A 17,825-nucleotide genomic window follows, 5' to 3' on the forward strand; every position below is an offset into this window, starting at 1 on the left:
ACCTTGCTGATTAATACATCAATGAGATTTTTAATTTAAATCATTGTTTTACGAGTTTGTAGAGTACATAGGATAAAATAACAGTGTATACAATTCCCTCTAGTGGCTCTACATTCAATACTAATTCGTATAAATTACTTCCTTTCTGTGTTTTAAACTCTCTTCTCAAACGCTCTTCGCTTGATAGAAATACTCCAAGTAGTGGTTTATTATAAGTCAATGCTTCTTCTACTGGTAGATAGACGGCTTCTACTCCTATTGAGCGGAGTACATGGGATAATAGTATTCCAGCTCCCTCGAGAAACCTTGTAGATGTAATAGCAGTTATTGGTTTACTCAGCGAGGCCTCTATAACATCACTGTATTTTTCAATAAAGGATTTCACGGTAACAGTAAATCCCTCGCGGCCGTGTTCAAACAGCCTCTTCCCCCTTATATTCAGGCTTGATTTATAGATTTCAGAGATCGCTATGAATGATGCTAGTGTTGTATATAGTGATGCTGATACAGAGTCGTTTGTTGGAATCAACTCTACATTGTAGTATCTAAGAGTATTTCTAATCATTTCATTAGGTGGTGTTGGAGAAAATGCGAGGTATTCAACTCCTAGAATACGTAGTACTTGAAGCGACTGTATTAGTTTTGAATACTCACCAGTACTGAATACTATTGCAGAATAGTCTTCTCGGTATGGTAGGAGATAAATACTAGACTCTTCGCTCTCGGCTAATACTGGGTGTTTACTCCCCTGAAATATTAGTGAAGCCCAGTAGAGTAGACTCAGCAGCTGAATATCCAAATCCTGTATACGAGTATATATGGATGTTTCCTGGTGATTGATTTAAAAAACTAATTAATTTACTTGAAAGACTGCGTGCAAATCTTTCTACTTCTTCTATTTCTCTAACTACTTTGTCTAGAGCACTGCTGTCTCTAAGCACTTGCAACAACTGCATTCTCGTTCATCCGGTTGTGGTGGTAGTAACTCTATTATACGTGGCAATAGCTTCTTAACCTTATTAACGTTTTCATTCATGGTTTTAATTACTTCTTCAGCTGTAACGGGTTTCTCTGCCCATACATCGTAGTCTGTTACCATTGCTATTGTAGCATAGCACAACTGTGCTTCACATGCAAGGTTTACTTCGGGGACAAGCGTCATTCCTATAATGTCTGCTTTAAATACTTCTTTCCAAACCCTGCTCTCGGCCCTTGTACTGAATCTCGGGCCTTCAATACATACATATGTACCCTTATCGTGGATCTTGATATCTGGAAATTCAGCTGCCGCCTTCAATATTATTTTTCTGAGGTGGTTGCAGAATGGATCGGCCATGCCTACATGTGCTACTACTCCTCCCTCGAAGAATGTGTGGGGTCTATATCCTTTTGTCATATCTATGAATTGATCTGGTACGACAAAATCTCCTGGTTTATAGTCTTCTCTTAAACTCCCAACTGCTGAGACAGCAATAACCCATTTAACACCCAGTGTTTTCAAAGCCCAGATATTTGCCCTGTAGTTTACTCTATGCGGAGGTATTTTGTGGCCTTTTCCATGTCTAGCGAGGAATGCTATTTTACGTCCTGCTAGCTCGCCCACTATTATATTGTCGCTTGGTGCTCCATATGGAGTGTATACTTTTATTTCTCTGATGTTCTGGATGCCTGGTAGTTCGTATAGTCCACTACCACCAATTATTCCTATCTCGGCTTTGACTGGTGGTTCGAGGAGCATTGATTCCACCACTATGCTGTTTTCAATTTATATATCTTTTTCTCTGTATTGTATTCAATAATGTTTTTCTCGATGAGTACTTCTAGTGCTCTCTTATAGTATTCTTCACCGACATCTATACCGTACCAGTCTTTGAATCCTTGTATTATCTCTTCGTAACTCCACTCTGTTTTACCGGTTTCTTTGTGGGTTTCAGTCATCATTCTCTTTATGAATTGATAAGTGTCTTCTAGCCTTGTCCATGGATACTGGAACCAAATCCATTCTTTGACTTCTAGGTAGTAGTAGTCTGGTTTGAATTTTGCTACGGGGCTTATCCATTGTAGTGCAGCTGTTTTTACTTCTCTTGGATTCCAGTGTGTTTTTATATAGTCGCGAGCAAGTAGGAGTGTTTCACCAGTGTCTACTATGTCGTCTACTACGAGTACATTCAAATTGGAGGCGTCTATATCATATGCAAACTTTATTATTGCTTTCTCTTCTACTTTAGCTGCTTCTGTCCAGTGCTGGCTTTGAATACTAGCTAGGTTTTCCACGCCTAGAAAGTCGCATAGAAGTCTTGCTGGAACATATCCACCACGTGCTACTGCAACAATTAAATCTGGTTTAAACCCGTCTCTCTTAATGATGTCTGCTAGGTGCATTGCCCAGTCTACTATTTCCTCCCATGAAACTAGTTTTACTGGAATACGGGACATCTCTATCACATATTACTTATATACACTCTGGATTTAAATCAATAACTCTATTGATACAATAGTTTACAGTGCTGTGAACAAAGATTATTTGAGTGCTAGTATTAGTTTTGATGGTGTTGTAAAACCTCTGCCACTATGGTGTAGTAGTATCTTGGCTTTATTTAAATCCCATCCATACCTAGTATAAAGCTCTTCTAGTACGTGTACCGCTTTAACCTCGGCTATAAATAGAGTTGACTCGCCGACTTCTACCTGGTTTACCACAGTACACTCGAGAAAACCAAGCATTCCATCTAATCCAGGTGTCTCGATAACACTAGATTTCACGGTTTTCAAACCAAGTAGTTTAAACTTATCTACTTCACGCCCACTAGTAGTTCCAGCCTTGTAGACTATATCTACGTGTTTCTCGCTGGGAATGTTAATAGTAAACTCTCTTGTCTCAGAAATATACTGGTGTGTAAGACTACCCCTCCAAATAGATACAGTAATGAGAAAGGGTTCATCAGAAACAGGTGAAACCCACGATGCAGCCATAACATTTAACGAACTACTCTTATTCCTAGAGACGATTAAGTACACTGGGCGTGGGTGGAGGACGTGATAGTTACTTGGAGATATAGACTTATACATTTGATCCCCCTTTAATGAAAACAATTCCAATAAAAAATTTAAATGTTTCGCAATAATGATAAATCAAAGCATATCTTTACGCTTGCTTGGATTAGAGCTATAATAATTGTTTTTTCTTTATATTCTTTAAACACTTCAATACAGAGTATTACTTACTCTAATCGTGAAAAAATCGTAAATCTATAAACTATTCAACACCTACTTCTTTCTTTCACTAATAAAAATCAAGCATAACTTATAGCTATGAGCTTCAAAATTAAATCTAAAATAGTAATTTACCATATTAATCTATTTCTAAACCAATCAACCAGTTCGTTTATAACCCTTTTTCTCGAATTATATGTAACAAATACGTGTTCTCCCTCATCAAGCAATATTAGTTTCTTGTCTATAGAGTTTACTCTACTAAAGAATTCTTCTGACTGCTTATATGGTACAACATTATCGTTTTTTGCATGTATTATGAGAATGGGTACATGTATTTTCTCAGCTAGATCCATTGCATTTGATTTAATTATAGATTCTACGCCCTCTTCTCTAAGTCTATTTGGACCAAATATATAGAATTCATCAACTTTCTGAAAGACTTTGTTTCTTATATCTCTTTCAACAAGTTCACCAAAATTTATGGCAGGGGCTAAGAGAGCTATAGATGAAATTTTATCTTGATATTTAACAGCAGTTTTAATAGCTACGTGACCACCCATACTAAGACCAATCAAACCTATTTTTCTGGGTTTAAAGTGTTCCACGATAAATTTCAAAGCGTTTTCAGCATCTTCAATAGCATAATCTAGTTTAAATTCATCGAAAGGTAAAGGACTCTCTCCATGACACCTATAGTCAAATCTAAAAACGGCTATATTAGCACTGCATAGCTCCCTAGCAATATCTACAAAGAGCCTACCAGCTTCAATTTTATTACCTGTAAAACCATGTAACATTAAAACCATTGAAGATGTACCTGAACCAGGTATATGTATATATGAAGACAGCTCAAACCCGTTACTTGGAAAAGTTAAGGGCTTTTCAAAACAAGACATTTTTATCACTGCTTTATATAAAGGAACATGTCAACTTATAAGACTTTTAATGTGTACTCGACGGGAATACAATAAGTTAAGTTACACTTACTATCTACTACTTGAATCTAGGAACAGTCGAGTAGACCGGTCGTAGATGGAGAAAGCTGTAGTTACTCGTAATTATTGATTTATACACTTGATCCCCAATGAAACTATTCTCTCAAAGAATTATAAAGCATCAATAAATAGAGTATTGAATGAGAGTGCGGGGGTGCCCGAGCCTGGTCAAAGGGGTCGGGCTCAGGACCCGATGGCGTAGGCCTGCGTGGGTTCAAATCCCACCCCCCGCACTCCTATAACAATACTCTGTGTAGACTAGGATGACTCTATAATGATTTAATTCAATTTAATGGAACTCGTAGTTAACGGCATAACTTCTAATAACTTCTTCAAGTAGTTTTCTAGCTCCTTTGAAGACACTGTCATTTGTTTTCCTGTTTTTCTCCCTATATAGTACTTCATCTCTCTGCATTCATTAATACACTCGGCTCTAGCTACTATATCAGCAAGTAAGGCATTGAATCTACTTAGATGTGGATCTAGCCTGCTGGAAATTCTCACTAAGATAATTTTTCGTTGTTTTAACTCTAGTATCATTTGATATAGTAGTTCTCTATATCGATCTGGTTTCTCTGTGGCACACATCGAAATCTCAACGCCGTGAAAGACAACAATGTGTGGCTTGTATTCGTTGATCAGTGAATACTCTAGATAGCTCTGTTCTCTAAGGCTGTATTTAAATGGATCTATATATTCAAATTTCATATTACTAAGTATTTTCTCTATAAGTGACTCTATAAGAGACTCGGATTTTACACCTATAATTTTCTCTATTACCTCTTTTAATTGTTTTACAATGGCTTCCTCTATATTTAAATATGAAATAAACAAGACCTTTAAACCACTCGCTGCGGCAATTAACGGTATTAACAAAGTGAATTCGGGTGATTGATGTTCTGGTATAACTTCTATGTATATGTATTCACCTGGTTTAACATCGATGTCTAACCCTGTTTTCTCTACGATTTCTCTTAGTTTAACTCCAATATCTTCTCTATGCTCGACGGAGAGAGGGGCTTCTAGGAAGATTATTCCCTTATTTTTCTGAATTGAAAAATAGATTACGGAGTCGCGTAGTTCCTCACCACGTATCTTTTTCACTTCCATTGATCTAACTACTTTGTCTTTTTCAATTTCGTTCTTCAAGATTATCACTGCGTCTGCGATGAACTCTATACCCTCTGTTTTAATTCTATGTTCTCCAAGTGGTATTTCTGCTGTTAGAACAACTACTCCATTAATGGTTTTCGACAATTCATAGAAGAAGTTTTGTAGATATGCTTTACTCCTAGCGCTTTCAGCAATAACCTCTAGAGCAGGAGTTATAGAGTCTACTACGAGTGTTCCTGGTTTAAATTTGGCTATTTCTCTTGAAATGCTTCTAAGAAACTCTTCAAACAATCCTTCCTGGGAGAATATTGGTAGTTTTACAAATTTCACTAGTCCCTTTGACTCCAGGTATTCAAAGTCTAATCCGAGGCTCTTGAGGTTTCTATATAATTTCTCTTTGTCTTCATATAACTCCATAAAGAGACATGGAATATCCTTTAATGCTCTTTCATAACATATAGTTGACGATAAAACCGTTTTACCTGTTCCTGGTTGTCCAGCAATTACAATAGTACCATTTCTCCAAATAGACTCTCCTAAATATCTACTTAGAAAATCTATTACTCTTTGTTTGCCATTATCCACCAAGAGCACCTAGAACTCCGAAATATATGGATTTTCACCTTCTTTATAAATGTTTAAAGATACATATAAAGTTTTCCTATGGATTTCCCAACTAGTATGGAGGAATCTCTGAAAATAACACCTCGTAGTCTACACCTCTCTTTCTACCAGTATATACCATTAATACTAGCATGCCTAGAATTAATAGAGAGACAATCATGGTGAAACCAACTATTATTAAAGACTCGCCAAGGCCTATCAGTGTAGATGCAAAACCAGTGCTAGTCAATATAACTCCAGATATAACCATGAGCTTTCTATTCTTGAAGACAAGTTGTCTAAACAATCTCTCTCTAACTAGAGATATGGAGAGCGCTGAAATCCCAATGAAAACCATGAAGAAACCATAGTTTAAAACGGCTATACCAAATAAAGCTAGTTTTAAAACCGGGTATACCTCAACGAGGTAAAACGGCGTTAAAACAAGGAGTGAGAGAGTAAAGGCTATATAATAGTGGCTTCTAAGTGAACGCCCCGGCATTAATTTATCACTACTTATAGCGTGAAATATCCTTATAACAGTGGCAAAGCTTGTTAAAACAGTATTGAAGTAGAATAGAAAACCAGTTATACCAAGTAGAATGACCAGGTACTTATTGGCAAAATATATTGATAAATACAGTGAAATACCGGGTTCTATTGGAGTAGTCCCCATGATGCCAGCTAGTTCTGAACGATAGAAGTTGTAGAGATAGCTATATGCAGATATAAACTCGTATCCAGTGAAAGCTGTAACGACAACAGGTGTTGCAATATATAGTGCTAGTAGGACACTATACCCTGCTAAAAGACCCCTCCAATAAGACCTATGTGGGTTTTCTACTTCTCCAGCGATAAAACCAGTTGTTTCAACACCGAAGAAAGCCCATAACGCCACGAGTATTAAATATGATGTACTAGTAAACGGGTCTACGGCTTCAAGTCTAGGTATTCCAGGCCCCCCGCTCAGTGCTAATTGAGTTATTGAGTAATAGCTTCCATTGAAGAATCTATTCCAGTTATTTACAAATACAGTGTTAGAAAATGGTATGCTTAGAATTAATATATAAGACAATGCAACGAGTGGAATTAACGTCGTAATCCTAAGACTCGCCTTCAATACTCTTACTCCACTAATATTCAATGCAAAAACAACTATTACAACTAGTGCTCCAAAAACAAGTGCTGTAATAGGCTTTGAAAACACCTCTCCGAGATATACGAGTTGAGAGTCGCCAGTTATAACACCACTTGTAACGAGTGCACTACCCAGTATTTTAACTGATGAATAAGATAAATAACCAATTCCATGGAATAACGCATATAGATATAGACATATCGCTATAATACCTACAACCGGGTCTAATCCACGTGTAATAAAGTAGTAGAAAGACCCTGTTCTCGGAAAAAACGAAGAGAAAATCGCAGTAATTAAAACCAAGGGGTATATTAGCAAGCCGGCGAAGAAAAACGATAGTGGAATTACACCGCCATATGCTCCTGGAAACCCTGTTACTGTTACAGAGAAGAATAGTAGTCCAGAAGCCAGGGGGTTTGCAATACTCCAGAGGAATACATCAAGCCATGTAAAGACTCGCCTACTTTTTTCCATATCACTCATTAGACCACCACGGTGCCAGTTCTACGTACACCCCCTCTCTACACATACTCATAGTTTTAATTCACACTAATATTTTTATCTATATGAGCCTGCTCGTTAGCCACTGGAAAAACTTATTATGACTTCTCGTATTAAAGGGATAAATTGACTCAAACGCATTTAATGCCTAGACTAGAAAACGGGGTATTTGAAACGTGGTTTTCGAAGGTGTTAAGGAAGCACTCAAGAAGTTTCTTAGTCAAGAGAAGTACGAGGAGGCTGTTAACGAGTTTGTAAGGGATTTACAGAGGGAGTTGATTAAATCAGATGTTAATTTAAAACTAGTCTCTGAAATATCAAGTAGAATAAAACAAAGAGCACTAAATGAAAAACCACCACCAGGGGTTTCAAGGAAGAACTGGTTTATTACTATTGTATATGAGGAGCTACTGAGGCTTCTTGGGGGAGAAAAGAAGCCAGTTGTTAAACCAGGTAAAAAACCATGGATTATACTCCTAGTTGGATTACAGGGTAGTGGTAAAACCACCACGGCTGGTAAACTAGCATACTTCTATAAACTAGAGGGTTATAAAGTAGGACTGGTAGCAGCAGACACGTATAGACCAGCAGCATACGAGCAACTCAAGCAACTAGGTGAGAAAATAGGTGTTCCAGTATATGGCGAGCCAGGCGAGACAGACGCTGTTGAAATAGCCAGGAGGGGTGTTGAATACTTTGTTCAAAGAGGATTTGATATTGTAATAATAGATACTGCTGGAAGACACCATAGAGAGGAGATGTTGCTCGAAGAAATGAAAGAGATTTATAAAGCAGTAAATCCAGACGAAATAATTCTAGTTATTGATGCTGCAATTGGACAGCAAGCATACAATATAGCCAAGAAATTCCACGAGGCAACTCCAATAGGTTCAATAATAGTTACAAAACTAGATGGTACAGCAAAAGGCGGTGGTGCACTATCAGCCGTTGCAGCTACTGGTGCTAGAATAAAATTCATTGGAACAGGCGAGAAAATAGAGGATTTAGAAGTCTTTAAACCACAGAGGTTTATCTCGAGAGTTCTCGGTCTTGGAGATATTGAAAGCCTTGTTGAATCAGTAAAGAAAATGCAATTGGAGTTCACGGAAGAAGACGCTAAGAAGCTAATAGAAGGAAAACTAAATATGAGATTAGTATACAAGCAACTTCTGAGCATGAGGAAGCTCGGACCTCTTAGAAAAGTACTTCAAATGATTCCTGGATTCGAACTCAAAATTCCAATGGAGGTAGATACCAAGGAATTAGAGAAGAAAATGGATAAGTGGATTGCAATAATAAACTCTATGACCTACGAAGAACTAGACAATCCAGAAATAATAGACAGGTCTCGTATGAAGAGAATTGCTTATGGAGCAGGAGCATCAATAAACGATGTACGCGAACTACTCAAACAATACGAGGCTATGAAGAAGTTAATGAAGACATTGAGGAGAAAAGATGTATTGAAGAAACTAGGTATTCAACTACCTGAATCACTAGAAGAGGAAGAAGGAGCTGGAAAATAGGGGTCTACTGTGAATCAAAACATAGAGGGATTTAGTAAACTAGTAGAAAACATCGTCAATAAAGCAGAAAGCATTCTCATAGAATACCCATTGTGTAACTCGTGTCTTGGAAGAATGTTTGCAAAATATGGTATTGGACTTTCAAACTATGATCGAGGATTTACATTGAAAACACTTCTAGCCATAAAAATACATAACGAGTATACCACCAATACCCCGAGGAGAGAAGTACACAAGATACTAGCAGAGAATGGAGGGGGCCAAATAGCATCTACCTATAGAAAGATATATGGTGAACAAATAGAACCTAGAAAATGCCATATTTGCAGTGGAAAACTAGGAGAAACACTAATTGAAGCAATAGCTAGAGAGGCTTGTAGTAAACTCAGAGAATACAGTGCATCTACATTTCTAGTTGGAATAGTACTTGATAGAGAAATACTCGAGAGAGAACTAGAAATAATAGTAAAACATGGATCAGATTCAACCGAGTCAATTAAAAGAGAGTTAAAGAGAGAAATAGGCAAGGCCATAATGGAAACCTGTAATATACAGCCAGATTTTGCAAAACCAGATGTTGTACTAGTTATATCTTTCGATAGAGAATTCAACTACTCTATTAGTGTAGAAGCAAACCCCATATTCCTCACTGGCAAATACTGGAAGAATGGGAGAAATATATCACATATACCATGGTATACACGTAGCGGAGGCAAGAAATACCCTATTAGCATACAGGAGTTTATTGAATACGCATTAAAAGACCTCTTTGAAGCAGAAGAAGTTGTTATCCACGCTGCTGGACGCGAAGACGTAGATGCTAGAATGATTGGTAGTGGACGTCCCTTAATCATAGAAGTTAAAAAACCAAAAAGAAGGAGTGTTCCCATTGATCAAGTCAATAGTGTTCTCTTAGAGAAGTATACAATAGCTCCTATAAGAGTAGAAGTCTACTCAGAGAGCTCTAGGCGCGAAATCGGATTAATCAAAGAGACCAGTAAGCAGAAAAAGAAGGTTTATAGAGTATCTATTTATTCTAGTGAACCAGTAAATCCAAGCGAGCTACAAGCTCTAGAAGAGTTCTTCTCGAATAGAGAGATTAAACAGAGAACTCCAACAAGGATACTTAGAAGGAAGAAGGATAGAGAGAGGCGTCGTAGAGTCTACACTGTTAAAACTTACATGGTGTCAAACAGAGTGTTCGAGGCACTTATACACTGTGATGGTGGACTCTACGTAAAGGAATTAGTTCATGGAGATAATGGAAGAACAACTCCTAGTTTCAGCGAATACCTCGGTAAAAAACTAATACCCTTTGAGCTAGATGTTGTATATGTTGAAGACGTAAAATAGTTAAAAATAAAAGAGCCGACAAGACTAGTTCATGTGTTAGAAGTTTGTTTTGCTTAGTGGGTTAAGGGTGTATTTACATGGTTAAAGCACCAAGGGGTTTAAGACATAGAACGAGAAAACTATACAAAAAGAACATTCGTGAAAAAGGAGCAGTGCCTAGTCTAAGCCTACTAATGATTGAGTATAAACCAGGAGACAAAGTCCACATTATTACAAATCCAGCAATTCATAAAGGCATGCCGCATAGAAGATATCATGGTAAAACAGGAGAAGTAATCGGGAAGAGGGGTAGAAGCTATATTGTAAAAGTAGTAGTTGGAAACAAAGAAAAGATATTGTTTATAAGGCCAGAACACCTCAGACCTGTTGCACCAATTCAAACACAAACTACACAAGTTACCGGCCAGTAGTTTGATTATATAGTGGTGGTTGTTCTTGAGCCTCCCAATGAAGGCAAAAACAGACAAGATTACTTTACTCTCTAATCCAGAGGCATTGAAAATTCTGAGGGAGTATGTAGAGAGAGAAAGAGAAAAAACAGGAGCTGTTCCACTTATTGCACAGAGAGTACTCGACTATCTTCAAAAATTCTCAAAAGTCCCCGTGGAAAAAGCAAGTGAATTCCGAGAGAAGCTTGCTTCGCTCGGGCTTAGAGAAGAGAGTATTGTAATGATTATGAATATATGTCCACAAACCATTGACGAGTTATTCACACTATTAGTCTTTGAGGAGAAAACTCCAGAGAAAGAGAATTTAGAAGCTATCCTCTCTCTTGTTAAAGAGTATTGTTTACAATCTCAATAAGTTATATAACTAGGATTTAAAGGGGTTTGTATTGTCTCATCCTCCTCGTAGTCCACATAGAGTAGGAAAACACTATGAGCCAGCTGTATATGTATTAGACTATCTTGAAATGGGTAATCCCTCAGATATACACTATGAGCATAGAAATCAACCCTTTGTCCAGTGTATTGGTGTAAAATACTTTTCTCTACTAGAAGCAAGTCCTCTTATTGGTGTTAGAATAGAATACTTAGAGAGAGTGGATTTGAGTTTTCCCAGTAAACTCCGAAGAATTATTCCTATTTCCTACAACGAGTTAACTTCTATGTCTCGCACCAACCTCCCCGAAGCTATTAGACGTATAATACTTGAAAACGAAAAGTACTTTGTAGAGTTTTTCAATATAGCTGAACCCATAAATATAAGACTACACTCACTAGAACTCCTACCCGATATTGGTAAAAAGACAATGAATGCTATTCTCGATGCTCGTAGACAATCAAGATTTACTAGTTTCGAAGACATCAAGACAAGGGTTGGAATAGACCCTGTGAAAGCACTTGTTGAGAGAGTAATAAAGGAGTTGATTGGCAATGAAAAATACTACTTGTTTATAAAGCCGAGAGATAGAAGTGCTATTTACCTCGGCTACTTGGAGAGACTTTATGGAGAAATATTTTAATCCACTTGAATCAACAAGGTCTTTTCTTCTCTCCTGGACTAAAACTATACTTAGAAAACACGGAGTGAAACCAAGAAGGAGGTTTAGTCAAAACTTCGTTGTCGACCCCTTACTACTCAGAGAAGTCACTGGATACCTTGAAAGTGAAGACTACGTATTGGAGGTAGGGTGTGGTCTTGGAACGCTCTCCATGGCTCTTCTAAGTAAAACCAGGAGGTTGCTGTGTATTGAATTAGATCCTAGATTATGCAGTATTGCAAGAGATGTAGTTGGTAAATCCGAGTTTATAGTTGTTAATGGAGATGCCTTGAAAACACCTTTTACAAGTAGGACACTGGTTTCAAATCTCCCCTACCACATTACATCTGAACTCCTCGTTAAAACAGCCAGGGAAAACACAGTAGAGAAAGTAGTATTAACTATTCAGAGAGAAGTAGCAGAGAGGCTTACAGCTCCCCCAGGCTCTAAACAATATGGTAGAATAACTATTCTAGTATCACTATTATTTAATGTAAAACTAGGTGGTGTCTACCCACCAAGTAGTTTCTACCCTAAACCAGAAGTCAGCCACCAAGTAATCGTATTGACACGTAAACGTAGATATACAGACGAGGTAAGAGTAGTTGAAGATGTAACTAGAGTGTTTTTCACTCAGAGGAAAAGATTTTTCGAGAAAGTACTACGCGAGAAGTTTGGTGTGGAAACCAGGGATCTAGGTGTACTCTCCGAGTTTGCCGGTAGGAGGGTTTACACTATAGACCCCGAGTCTTGGCTGGCAATATCGAGAGAACTGCACTCTCGTGGATTGGTGTAGGAGTTGAAACACCCTGTTTTAAAATACCTGGGAGATGTTTATAGACCGAGTGATGACTCCTGGATGATTATAAATGCCTTGTTTGAGAGGAAACAGCGTGGAGACCTTTGTGTAGATTTAGGATCTGGCTCGGGGGTTTTAGGGCTCTATGCCCTCCTAAATGGTTTCTGTCAACGCGTTGTATTTATAGATATAGCTGAAGACGCTGTTGAAACAACGCGTTTGAATATTGTAGAGAATAATGCGTGGATGAGTATTGTTGTTCAAGGAGACGGCTCTGTTATTAGAGAGTTTTCAATTGATATTGTTTTCGCAAACCCTCCATATCTTCCAGCCTTTAAGGGCGTAGTGGAAGATATTGCTACTGAGGGTGGAATAGAGGGCTATGAAGCAATACTGGAATTTATTGACTACGCGTGGTTGATGTTGAAGAATAATGGTGTTTTATTCCTCGTATATTCTAGTTTATCCAAGCCAGAAGTAGTAGTTAGACACCTTGAAGTCAAAGGCTTTAAAATTAAATACTCTCATACTAAAAACTTCTTTTTTGAAACACTATATCTTGTTGAGTGTGTGAAAATTGGTTGAAGTAAGAGTTGTACTCGTAGGGATAGAGGGAGCAGTGAACCTGGGAGTAATAGCTAGAACATGTGTAAACTTCAAAGTAAGCGAGTTATACCTGGTTAAACCAGTTGCTAGTGTGGAAGAAGCATTAAGATATTCCGCTGGTGGTAGAGAGTTCTTGTCAAAGAGTATAATTGTAGATTCACTAGATGAGGCTTTGAAGGGAGTTGACGTGGTTGTAGCTACTAGCGCGAAAGGTTATTCAGAGGGAGACCCGTTAAGACAGGCACTATCAATAGAGGAATTCGTGGAGAAAGTACTACCTCGAGTCAATAAAATAGCACTTGTATTTGGTAGAGAGAGTACTGGGTTGACACGCGAGGAACTAGCTAGAGCAGACTTTCTCGTATCAATACCAGCTAACCCCGAATACCCTGTTCTCAATATTAGCCAGTCTGTTGCTATCTTTCTATGGGAGATATGGAAGAAGACTGGTATTACACCTACAAATATACCTCCACGTGCAAGCCGCGAAGACATTGAAAAAACACTAGAAGTATTGAGAGAAGTAACATCAATGGTAGTTACAACGAAAGACAAGGCTGAGAGGTGTAATAGAGTATTGAAAAACATTATTTATAGATCAACTCCATCACTATTCGAGGGGAAAACACTTCTATACTGGTCTCGTAGAGTTTTAAGAAAACTAAAAGAAAAAGGTGGATCACCCCCAGGAAACTAGTTTACTAAAACCCGTGTTCAAAATACTTTGAATTCAAGGGTTGAAAACAACTTGGTATAAAACCTTGTTTACTGTTTATTCTGGTACAATCAGTGTACCTGGGTTTTCTCCTCTTAGAGCGCTATAGATTTGACTTGGTTCTCTATAGTCTAGTAGCTGTATTTCAATTCTACTTCTAATTGCCAAGTCTAGTGCTTTTTCATCTATTAATGCATATTCACCTGGTAGGATTTTCTGGACTAGTAGGGTTTTCAACTCGCTTGCTTTTATAATACTGAATGGCTTGGCGTCGCTGTATTTAGCTGGATCTTTATCGTATACTCTGCCCACTGCTGAGTAGTAGTATACTCTACGAGCACTTAGAGCTTCAGCTACTTCTAGTAGTGTTGAAGCAGTTGACTGGCCTGGTATTAATCCACCCATAACTACTAGTCTGCTATACTTTACAGCTCGAAGTACTTCTTCAATGGTTACCGGGGTAAATGGATATGCATAGTTGCTCAGAGCAGATATCAATACCAATCCATTTACTCTAGAAGCCCAAATACCAATCAAGTCGAGCCAGTAATTTGAGTTTACGCCTATACGGGAAGCTAGTTCAATGTATTTTCTAGCGTTTCCTCCACCGCCAGCAACGAGTACAATTCTATACTTCTCTAGGAGGTTTTTTAATACATTAATATGTTTTGAAAGCACTTCTGGATTGTCAAAGGCCTTGCCAGTTAGTTTAATAACTAGTAGTTCTTGATCACTCATAACCAACACCTTAAAACAATCTCTCATTTCAAGCTTATTAATTTGGATTTGAAAAACACATAAATCAGGTATTTAGTGGTGCTCGTGTATTGTGTGGAATTATAGGCATTTGTCTTAGAGACAAGAATCAATTAAAACTAGGTGAGGCCCTTTACAGAGGGTTGCTTAGACTAGAGTATAGAGGATATGATTCAGCCGGCATGGCCATAGTAGAATCTGAAAAACTCCTTGTATTAAAGGGTAAGGGGAGGCTTAGCGAGCTGGAGTCTAAATATGGCTTTACAAAGTTGGAGGGGAGGGTTGGAATAGCACATACTAGGTGGGCTACACACGGCCCGCCATCAGATATAAACGCACACCCCCACCTCGACTGTCAGGGATTATTTGCAATTGTACATAATGGCATTATAGAAAACTACTTAGAGATAAAGAGAGAGCTCTTGAATAAAGGACACATATTTACCTCTGAGACTGATACAGAGGTTTTTTCACACCTAGTTGAAGAGTATTATAGACAAATAGGTGATGTATACAAAGCATTTAAAAAAGCTGTTGGATTAATACGTGGAACATATGCAATACTAATGATTACACCATTAGAACCAGACAAGATATTCTTTGCCAAGAAAGATAGTCCACTAGTAATAGGACTTGGAGAAAACTACAACCTACTAGCAAGCGATATACCAGCACTCCTCGAACACACGAGGAGGGTTTTAGTAGTTAGAGACTACTGGGTTGGATATGTTACACCCAGTGGTGTCTATATAGAAGAACTTGGAAAAGACGGGATTTCAAATCTCGATCAATACGTTAGATTTATAGAGTGGAGTCTTGAAGATGCCAGCCGCGAAGGCTACCCACACTTCATGTTAAAAGAGATATATGAACAGCCGAGAGCTCTCGGTCAAACACTTAGTGGATTATATAGTGATCCTAGAGTAGACGAAGCAGTATCACTACTATTAAATGCAGATAAAATCTATGTAACAGGAGCTGGAACGAGCTTTCACGCATCAGAGTATTTCGCGCTAGCAATGGCCAAGTTGACTAATAGACTAGTCACGCCATTTATTGCAAGCGAATACGAGATCTACGAGAATACAGCTTCAAATAGAGATGTACTAGTAGTTGTAAGCCAGAGTGGCGAGACAATAGATGCTTTAAAAGCACTCCGCGCATTCAGAAAACGAGGTGTTAAAGCAATAGCTGTTTCAAACGTTGTTGATTCAGCTATTCCAAGAGAAAGCGATTATACAGTATACACTAGAGCAGGGCCTGAAATAGGAGTAGCAGCAACAAAAACCTTTCTCACGCAAACCCTGACACTTAGCTATATAGTTTTAAAATACGGAGTAGCAAGCGGAGTTCTCAGAGAATCAGAATTTAGAGATATACTCGTCAACCATGTTGAACCCACTATTAAAAACATGGATAAATTAATTGAGGAGAGCAATAACGCTGTTCAACTACTAATAGACAAGATCTCTAGCTCGAAAAACATGTATTATCTAAGCCGTGGTATAGGAGTACCGGTTGCTAGAGAAGGAGCTCTAAAAATCAAGGAAATAGCCTATGTCCATGCTGAGGCGTATCCTGCCGGAGAATCCAAACACGGCCCTATAGCTCTCGTTGAACCCGGATTTCCAGTCGTATTCATAGTACCTAATGATAGTGAACTAGAAAGAAAACTACTTGGAAACATCGAGGAAATGAAGGCGAGAGGAGCGTTTGTAATTGGTGTTCTCTACAAGGAGTCGAATCTCGTAGCTAAAGTTGACTATCCGGTTACAGTAGAGTCTACACACTGGTTGCTTACTCCATTAACCCATACTCCCTTCCTCCAACTACTAGCCTACCATCTAGCTGTGAAATACGGGTATGACCCTGATAAACCGAGAAATCTCGCTAAAACAGTTACTGTTGAATAGTAGATTCTTTATTTATAACTACTCCTTTCGAGGCAAGGTATTTCTCGTATTCTTCTTTATACTCGTAGAGGTTTTCTGGAGCTATAACACCTGGTTTTATCTTCTTTTCAACTCCTAGTTTAACAGTGTAGGCGTGGACTAGTGCTGTAAAGACTGGTGTTGCAGGGTCTTCTATCGAGCCCTTTAGCAAAGCAGTTTCTCTATATTGAAGTGTATCTCCACTTGCTGATACCTGGAGTACTGCAATATCATTGATTTTCAACGACAACTTCTTTTCGAATAGAGTTGCTGTAAAATCTATTGGCTTAATAGTAACACCATTTATTTCCACTTCGTCGGAGTTTAGAAAACCAAGGTCTCTTAGTAGTCTAATAGCAGATATGTGTCCAGGCCATCTCAGAGTATACTCTCTTAGATTTCTCGCTTTAATATTTCTCAGCATTGTTCTTAATCCATCACTTAAAAACGCTTCTAAAACACCTATCCCCGGTATCTCAATGTTTTTAATGAATGCCAGTGGATCTACTGATTTGACAACGCCATCTTCTATAATTCTAGCTGGCCTCGTATATTCTTCGAGTAGGTCTCTAGCGCTCCAAGTAACAACGTAGCCTATTGGGGGAACAGGGTATTCTGGTATTCCTCCCACAGCGATTTCTATGTTGTATTTTAATCCTAGTTTGTAGAATGCATATCCAGCAACAATATTGCTATATCCTGGTGCGAAACCAGCATCTACAACTAGAAAGCCGTTGCATTCACCAATTACTTTTTCAAGTATGTATGGATCTTCGTTTACAAATGAAACATCAACTACACTTACACACCTACTAGTTAATTCAAGAATGCTCCTCCATGCAATACTAGATGGTAGAGCTGTCACCGCCAAGTCTACTTTTTCTCCTAGTTTTCCAAGTATTCCTGGTTCATACTGGTATGCTTCTATGCCCTCGTATTTGGATACTTCAACCAGTTTGTTTTTATCAGTGTCTACTACAATAAAGCTTGCTTTAGGAATGAGTTCCCTTAGATATTTTAGTGTCCTTGATCCTACTCTACCCAACCCCACAATCATTATAGATGTCAAACATGCCACCTCTACAATTAT

General features: G+C 38.2%; 19 protein-coding genes and 1 tRNA gene. 10 read left to right on the forward strand and 10 right to left on the reverse strand.

The genetic code is table 11. The features are described from left to right. Positions 1-40: 40 nt before the first annotated feature. From ACZ5YP_RS05745 to ACZ5YP_RS05770, 6 genes are all read right to left on the reverse strand, one after another. Positions 41-799 (reverse strand): hypothetical protein, encoded by a 759-nt coding sequence (locus tag ACZ5YP_RS05745; RefSeq protein ID WP_464834799.1) that lies wholly within the window; start codon positions 797-799, stop codon positions 41-43. Then, on the reverse strand, positions 741-956 hold the full coding sequence (locus ACZ5YP_RS05750; RefSeq protein ID WP_464834800.1) for a hypothetical protein: 216 nt from the start codon (positions 954-956) through the stop codon (positions 741-743). Before ACZ5YP_RS05750 ends, ACZ5YP_RS05745 begins: the two co-directional genes overlap by 59 nt. Next, entirely contained in the window at positions 917-1,738 is an 822-nt protein-coding gene (locus tag ACZ5YP_RS05755; RefSeq protein ID WP_464834801.1) for an S-methyl-5'-thioadenosine phosphorylase, read from the reverse strand. Before ACZ5YP_RS05755 ends, ACZ5YP_RS05750 begins: the two co-directional genes overlap by 40 nt. An 11-nt stretch (positions 1,739-1,749) precedes the next feature. Beyond that, positions 1,750-2,436 carry a phosphoribosyltransferase gene (locus ACZ5YP_RS05760; protein WP_464834802.1) on the reverse strand — a complete coding sequence of 229 codons (687 nt, stop codon included), beginning with the start codon at positions 2,434-2,436 and terminating at the stop codon, positions 1,750-1,752. A gap of 84 nt (positions 2,437-2,520) precedes the next feature. After that, positions 2,521-3,069: a flavin reductase family protein gene (locus ACZ5YP_RS05765; RefSeq protein WP_464834803.1), complete on the reverse strand. Its 549-nt coding sequence runs from the start codon at positions 3,067-3,069 to the stop codon at positions 2,521-2,523. A gap of 275 nt (positions 3,070-3,344) precedes the next feature. Beyond that, positions 3,345-4,112, reverse strand: a complete 768-nt coding sequence (locus ACZ5YP_RS05770; protein ID WP_464834804.1) for an alpha/beta hydrolase — start codon at positions 4,110-4,112, stop codon at positions 3,345-3,347. Between the two features lie 247 nt (positions 4,113-4,359). Between ACZ5YP_RS05770 and ACZ5YP_RS05775 the strand changes: the two genes are divergently transcribed. Next, positions 4,360-4,444, forward strand: a tRNA-Leu gene (locus tag ACZ5YP_RS05775). A 46-nt stretch (positions 4,445-4,490) separates the two neighbouring features. On the opposite strand, the gene ACZ5YP_RS05780 is transcribed toward ACZ5YP_RS05775, so the two are convergent. Further along, positions 4,491-5,909, reverse strand: coding sequence for an RAD55 family ATPase (locus ACZ5YP_RS05780; protein WP_464834805.1), 1,419 nt, complete (start codon positions 5,907-5,909; stop codon positions 4,491-4,493). A gap of 91 nt (positions 5,910-6,000) precedes the next feature. Further along, positions 6,001-7,548 carry an APC family permease gene (locus ACZ5YP_RS05785; RefSeq protein WP_464834806.1) on the reverse strand — a complete coding sequence of 516 codons (1,548 nt, stop codon included), beginning with the start codon at positions 7,546-7,548 and terminating at the stop codon, positions 6,001-6,003. Positions 7,549-7,742: 194 nt separating this feature from the next. On the opposite strand from ACZ5YP_RS05785, the gene ACZ5YP_RS05790 reads away from it, so the two are divergent. The 8 genes from ACZ5YP_RS05790 (at position 7,743) to ACZ5YP_RS05825 (ending at position 14,030) form a co-directional block, all read left to right on the forward strand. Further along, a complete protein-coding gene (locus ACZ5YP_RS05790) occupies positions 7,743-9,092 on the forward strand; it encodes a signal recognition particle protein Srp54 (RefSeq protein ID WP_464834807.1) in 1,350 nt (449 codons plus the stop codon). 9 nt (positions 9,093-9,101) lie between these two features. Beyond that, entirely contained in the window at positions 9,102-10,445 is a 1,344-nt protein-coding gene (locus ACZ5YP_RS05795; RefSeq protein WP_464834808.1) for a tRNA pseudouridine(54/55) synthase Pus10, read from the forward strand. Between the two features lie 77 nt (positions 10,446-10,522). Further along, positions 10,523-10,855, forward strand: a complete 333-nt coding sequence (locus ACZ5YP_RS05800; protein ID WP_464834809.1) for a 50S ribosomal protein L21e — start codon at positions 10,523-10,525, stop codon at positions 10,853-10,855. Between the two features lie 25 nt (positions 10,856-10,880). Continuing rightward, on the forward strand, positions 10,881-11,249 hold the full coding sequence (locus ACZ5YP_RS05805; protein ID WP_464834810.1) for an RNA polymerase Rpb4 family protein: 369 nt from the start codon (positions 10,881-10,883) through the stop codon (positions 11,247-11,249). 109 nt (positions 11,250-11,358) lie between these two features. Then, positions 11,359-11,910: a DUF655 domain-containing protein gene (locus ACZ5YP_RS05810; RefSeq protein ID WP_464835967.1), complete on the forward strand. Its 552-nt coding sequence runs from the start codon at positions 11,359-11,361 to the stop codon at positions 11,908-11,910. Further along, positions 11,894-12,724, forward strand: a complete 831-nt coding sequence (gene rsmA / locus ACZ5YP_RS05815; RefSeq protein ID WP_464834811.1) for a 16S rRNA (adenine(1518)-N(6)/adenine(1519)-N(6))-dimethyltransferase RsmA — start codon at positions 11,894-11,896, stop codon at positions 12,722-12,724. Before ACZ5YP_RS05810 ends, rsmA begins: the two co-directional genes overlap by 17 nt. 3 nt (positions 12,725-12,727) lie before the next feature. After that, entirely contained in the window at positions 12,728-13,312 is a 585-nt protein-coding gene (locus ACZ5YP_RS05820; RefSeq protein ID WP_464834812.1) for a methyltransferase, read from the forward strand. After that, a complete protein-coding gene (locus ACZ5YP_RS05825) occupies positions 13,305-14,030 on the forward strand; it encodes an RNA methyltransferase (protein ID WP_464834813.1) in 726 nt (241 codons plus the stop codon). Before ACZ5YP_RS05820 ends, ACZ5YP_RS05825 begins: the two co-directional genes overlap by 8 nt. Before the next feature lie 75 nt (positions 14,031-14,105). On the opposite strand, the gene pyrH is transcribed toward ACZ5YP_RS05825, so the two are convergent. Further along, complete coding sequence (pyrH, locus tag ACZ5YP_RS05830) at positions 14,106-14,786, reverse strand: UMP kinase (RefSeq protein ID WP_464834814.1); 681 nt, start codon at positions 14,784-14,786, stop codon at positions 14,106-14,108. A gap of 89 nt (positions 14,787-14,875) precedes the next feature. On the opposite strand from pyrH, the gene glmS reads away from it, so the two are divergent. Then, entirely contained in the window at positions 14,876-16,717 is a 1,842-nt protein-coding gene (glmS, locus tag ACZ5YP_RS05835) for a glutamine--fructose-6-phosphate transaminase (isomerizing) (RefSeq protein WP_464834815.1), read from the forward strand. On the opposite strand, the gene ACZ5YP_RS05840 is transcribed toward glmS, so the two are convergent. Continuing rightward, on the reverse strand, positions 16,704-17,804 hold the full coding sequence (locus tag ACZ5YP_RS05840) for a saccharopine dehydrogenase family protein (RefSeq protein ID WP_464834816.1): 1,101 nt from the start codon (positions 17,802-17,804) through the stop codon (positions 16,704-16,706). The two genes, glmS and ACZ5YP_RS05840, sit on opposite strands and share 14 nt — an antisense overlap. Between the last annotated feature and the right edge of the window lie 21 nt (positions 17,805-17,825).

It is taken from the genome of Sulfophobococcus zilligii (genome assembly GCF_055398255.1).

What these genes read in the sequence shown, in the direction of transcription:
- ACZ5YP_RS05785 (WP_464834806.1), bottom strand. Translation starts at nt 7,548, where the DNA reads ATGAGTGATATGGAAAAAAGTAGGCGAGTCTTTACATGGCTTGATGTA.
- ACZ5YP_RS05810 (WP_464835967.1), top strand. Translation starts at nt 11,359, where the DNA reads ATGGGTAATCCCTCAGATATACACTATGAGCATAGAAATCAACCCTTT.
- ACZ5YP_RS05800 (WP_464834809.1), top strand. Translation starts at nt 10,523, where the DNA reads ATGGTTAAAGCACCAAGGGGTTTAAGACATAGAACGAGAAAACTATAC.
- pyrH (WP_464834814.1), bottom strand. Translation starts at nt 14,786, where the DNA reads ATGAGTGATCAAGAACTACTAGTTATTAAACTAACTGGCAAGGCCTTT.
- ACZ5YP_RS05760 (WP_464834802.1), bottom strand. Translation starts at nt 2,436, where the DNA reads ATGTCCCGTATTCCAGTAAAACTAGTTTCATGGGAGGAAATAGTAGAC.
- ACZ5YP_RS05750 (WP_464834800.1), bottom strand. Translation starts at nt 956, where the DNA reads ATGCAGTTGTTGCAAGTGCTTAGAGACAGCAGTGCTCTAGACAAAGTA.
- ACZ5YP_RS05770 (WP_464834804.1), bottom strand. Translation starts at nt 4,112, where the DNA reads ATGTCTTGTTTTGAAAAGCCCTTAACTTTTCCAAGTAACGGGTTTGAG.
- ACZ5YP_RS05755 (WP_464834801.1), bottom strand. Translation starts at nt 1,738, where the DNA reads ATGCTCCTCGAACCACCAGTCAAAGCCGAGATAGGAATAATTGGTGGT.
- ACZ5YP_RS05765 (WP_464834803.1), bottom strand. Translation starts at nt 3,069, where the DNA reads ATGTATAAGTCTATATCTCCAAGTAACTATCACGTCCTCCACCCACGC.
- rsmA (WP_464834811.1), top strand. Translation starts at nt 11,894, where the DNA reads ATGGAGAAATATTTTAATCCACTTGAATCAACAAGGTCTTTTCTTCTC.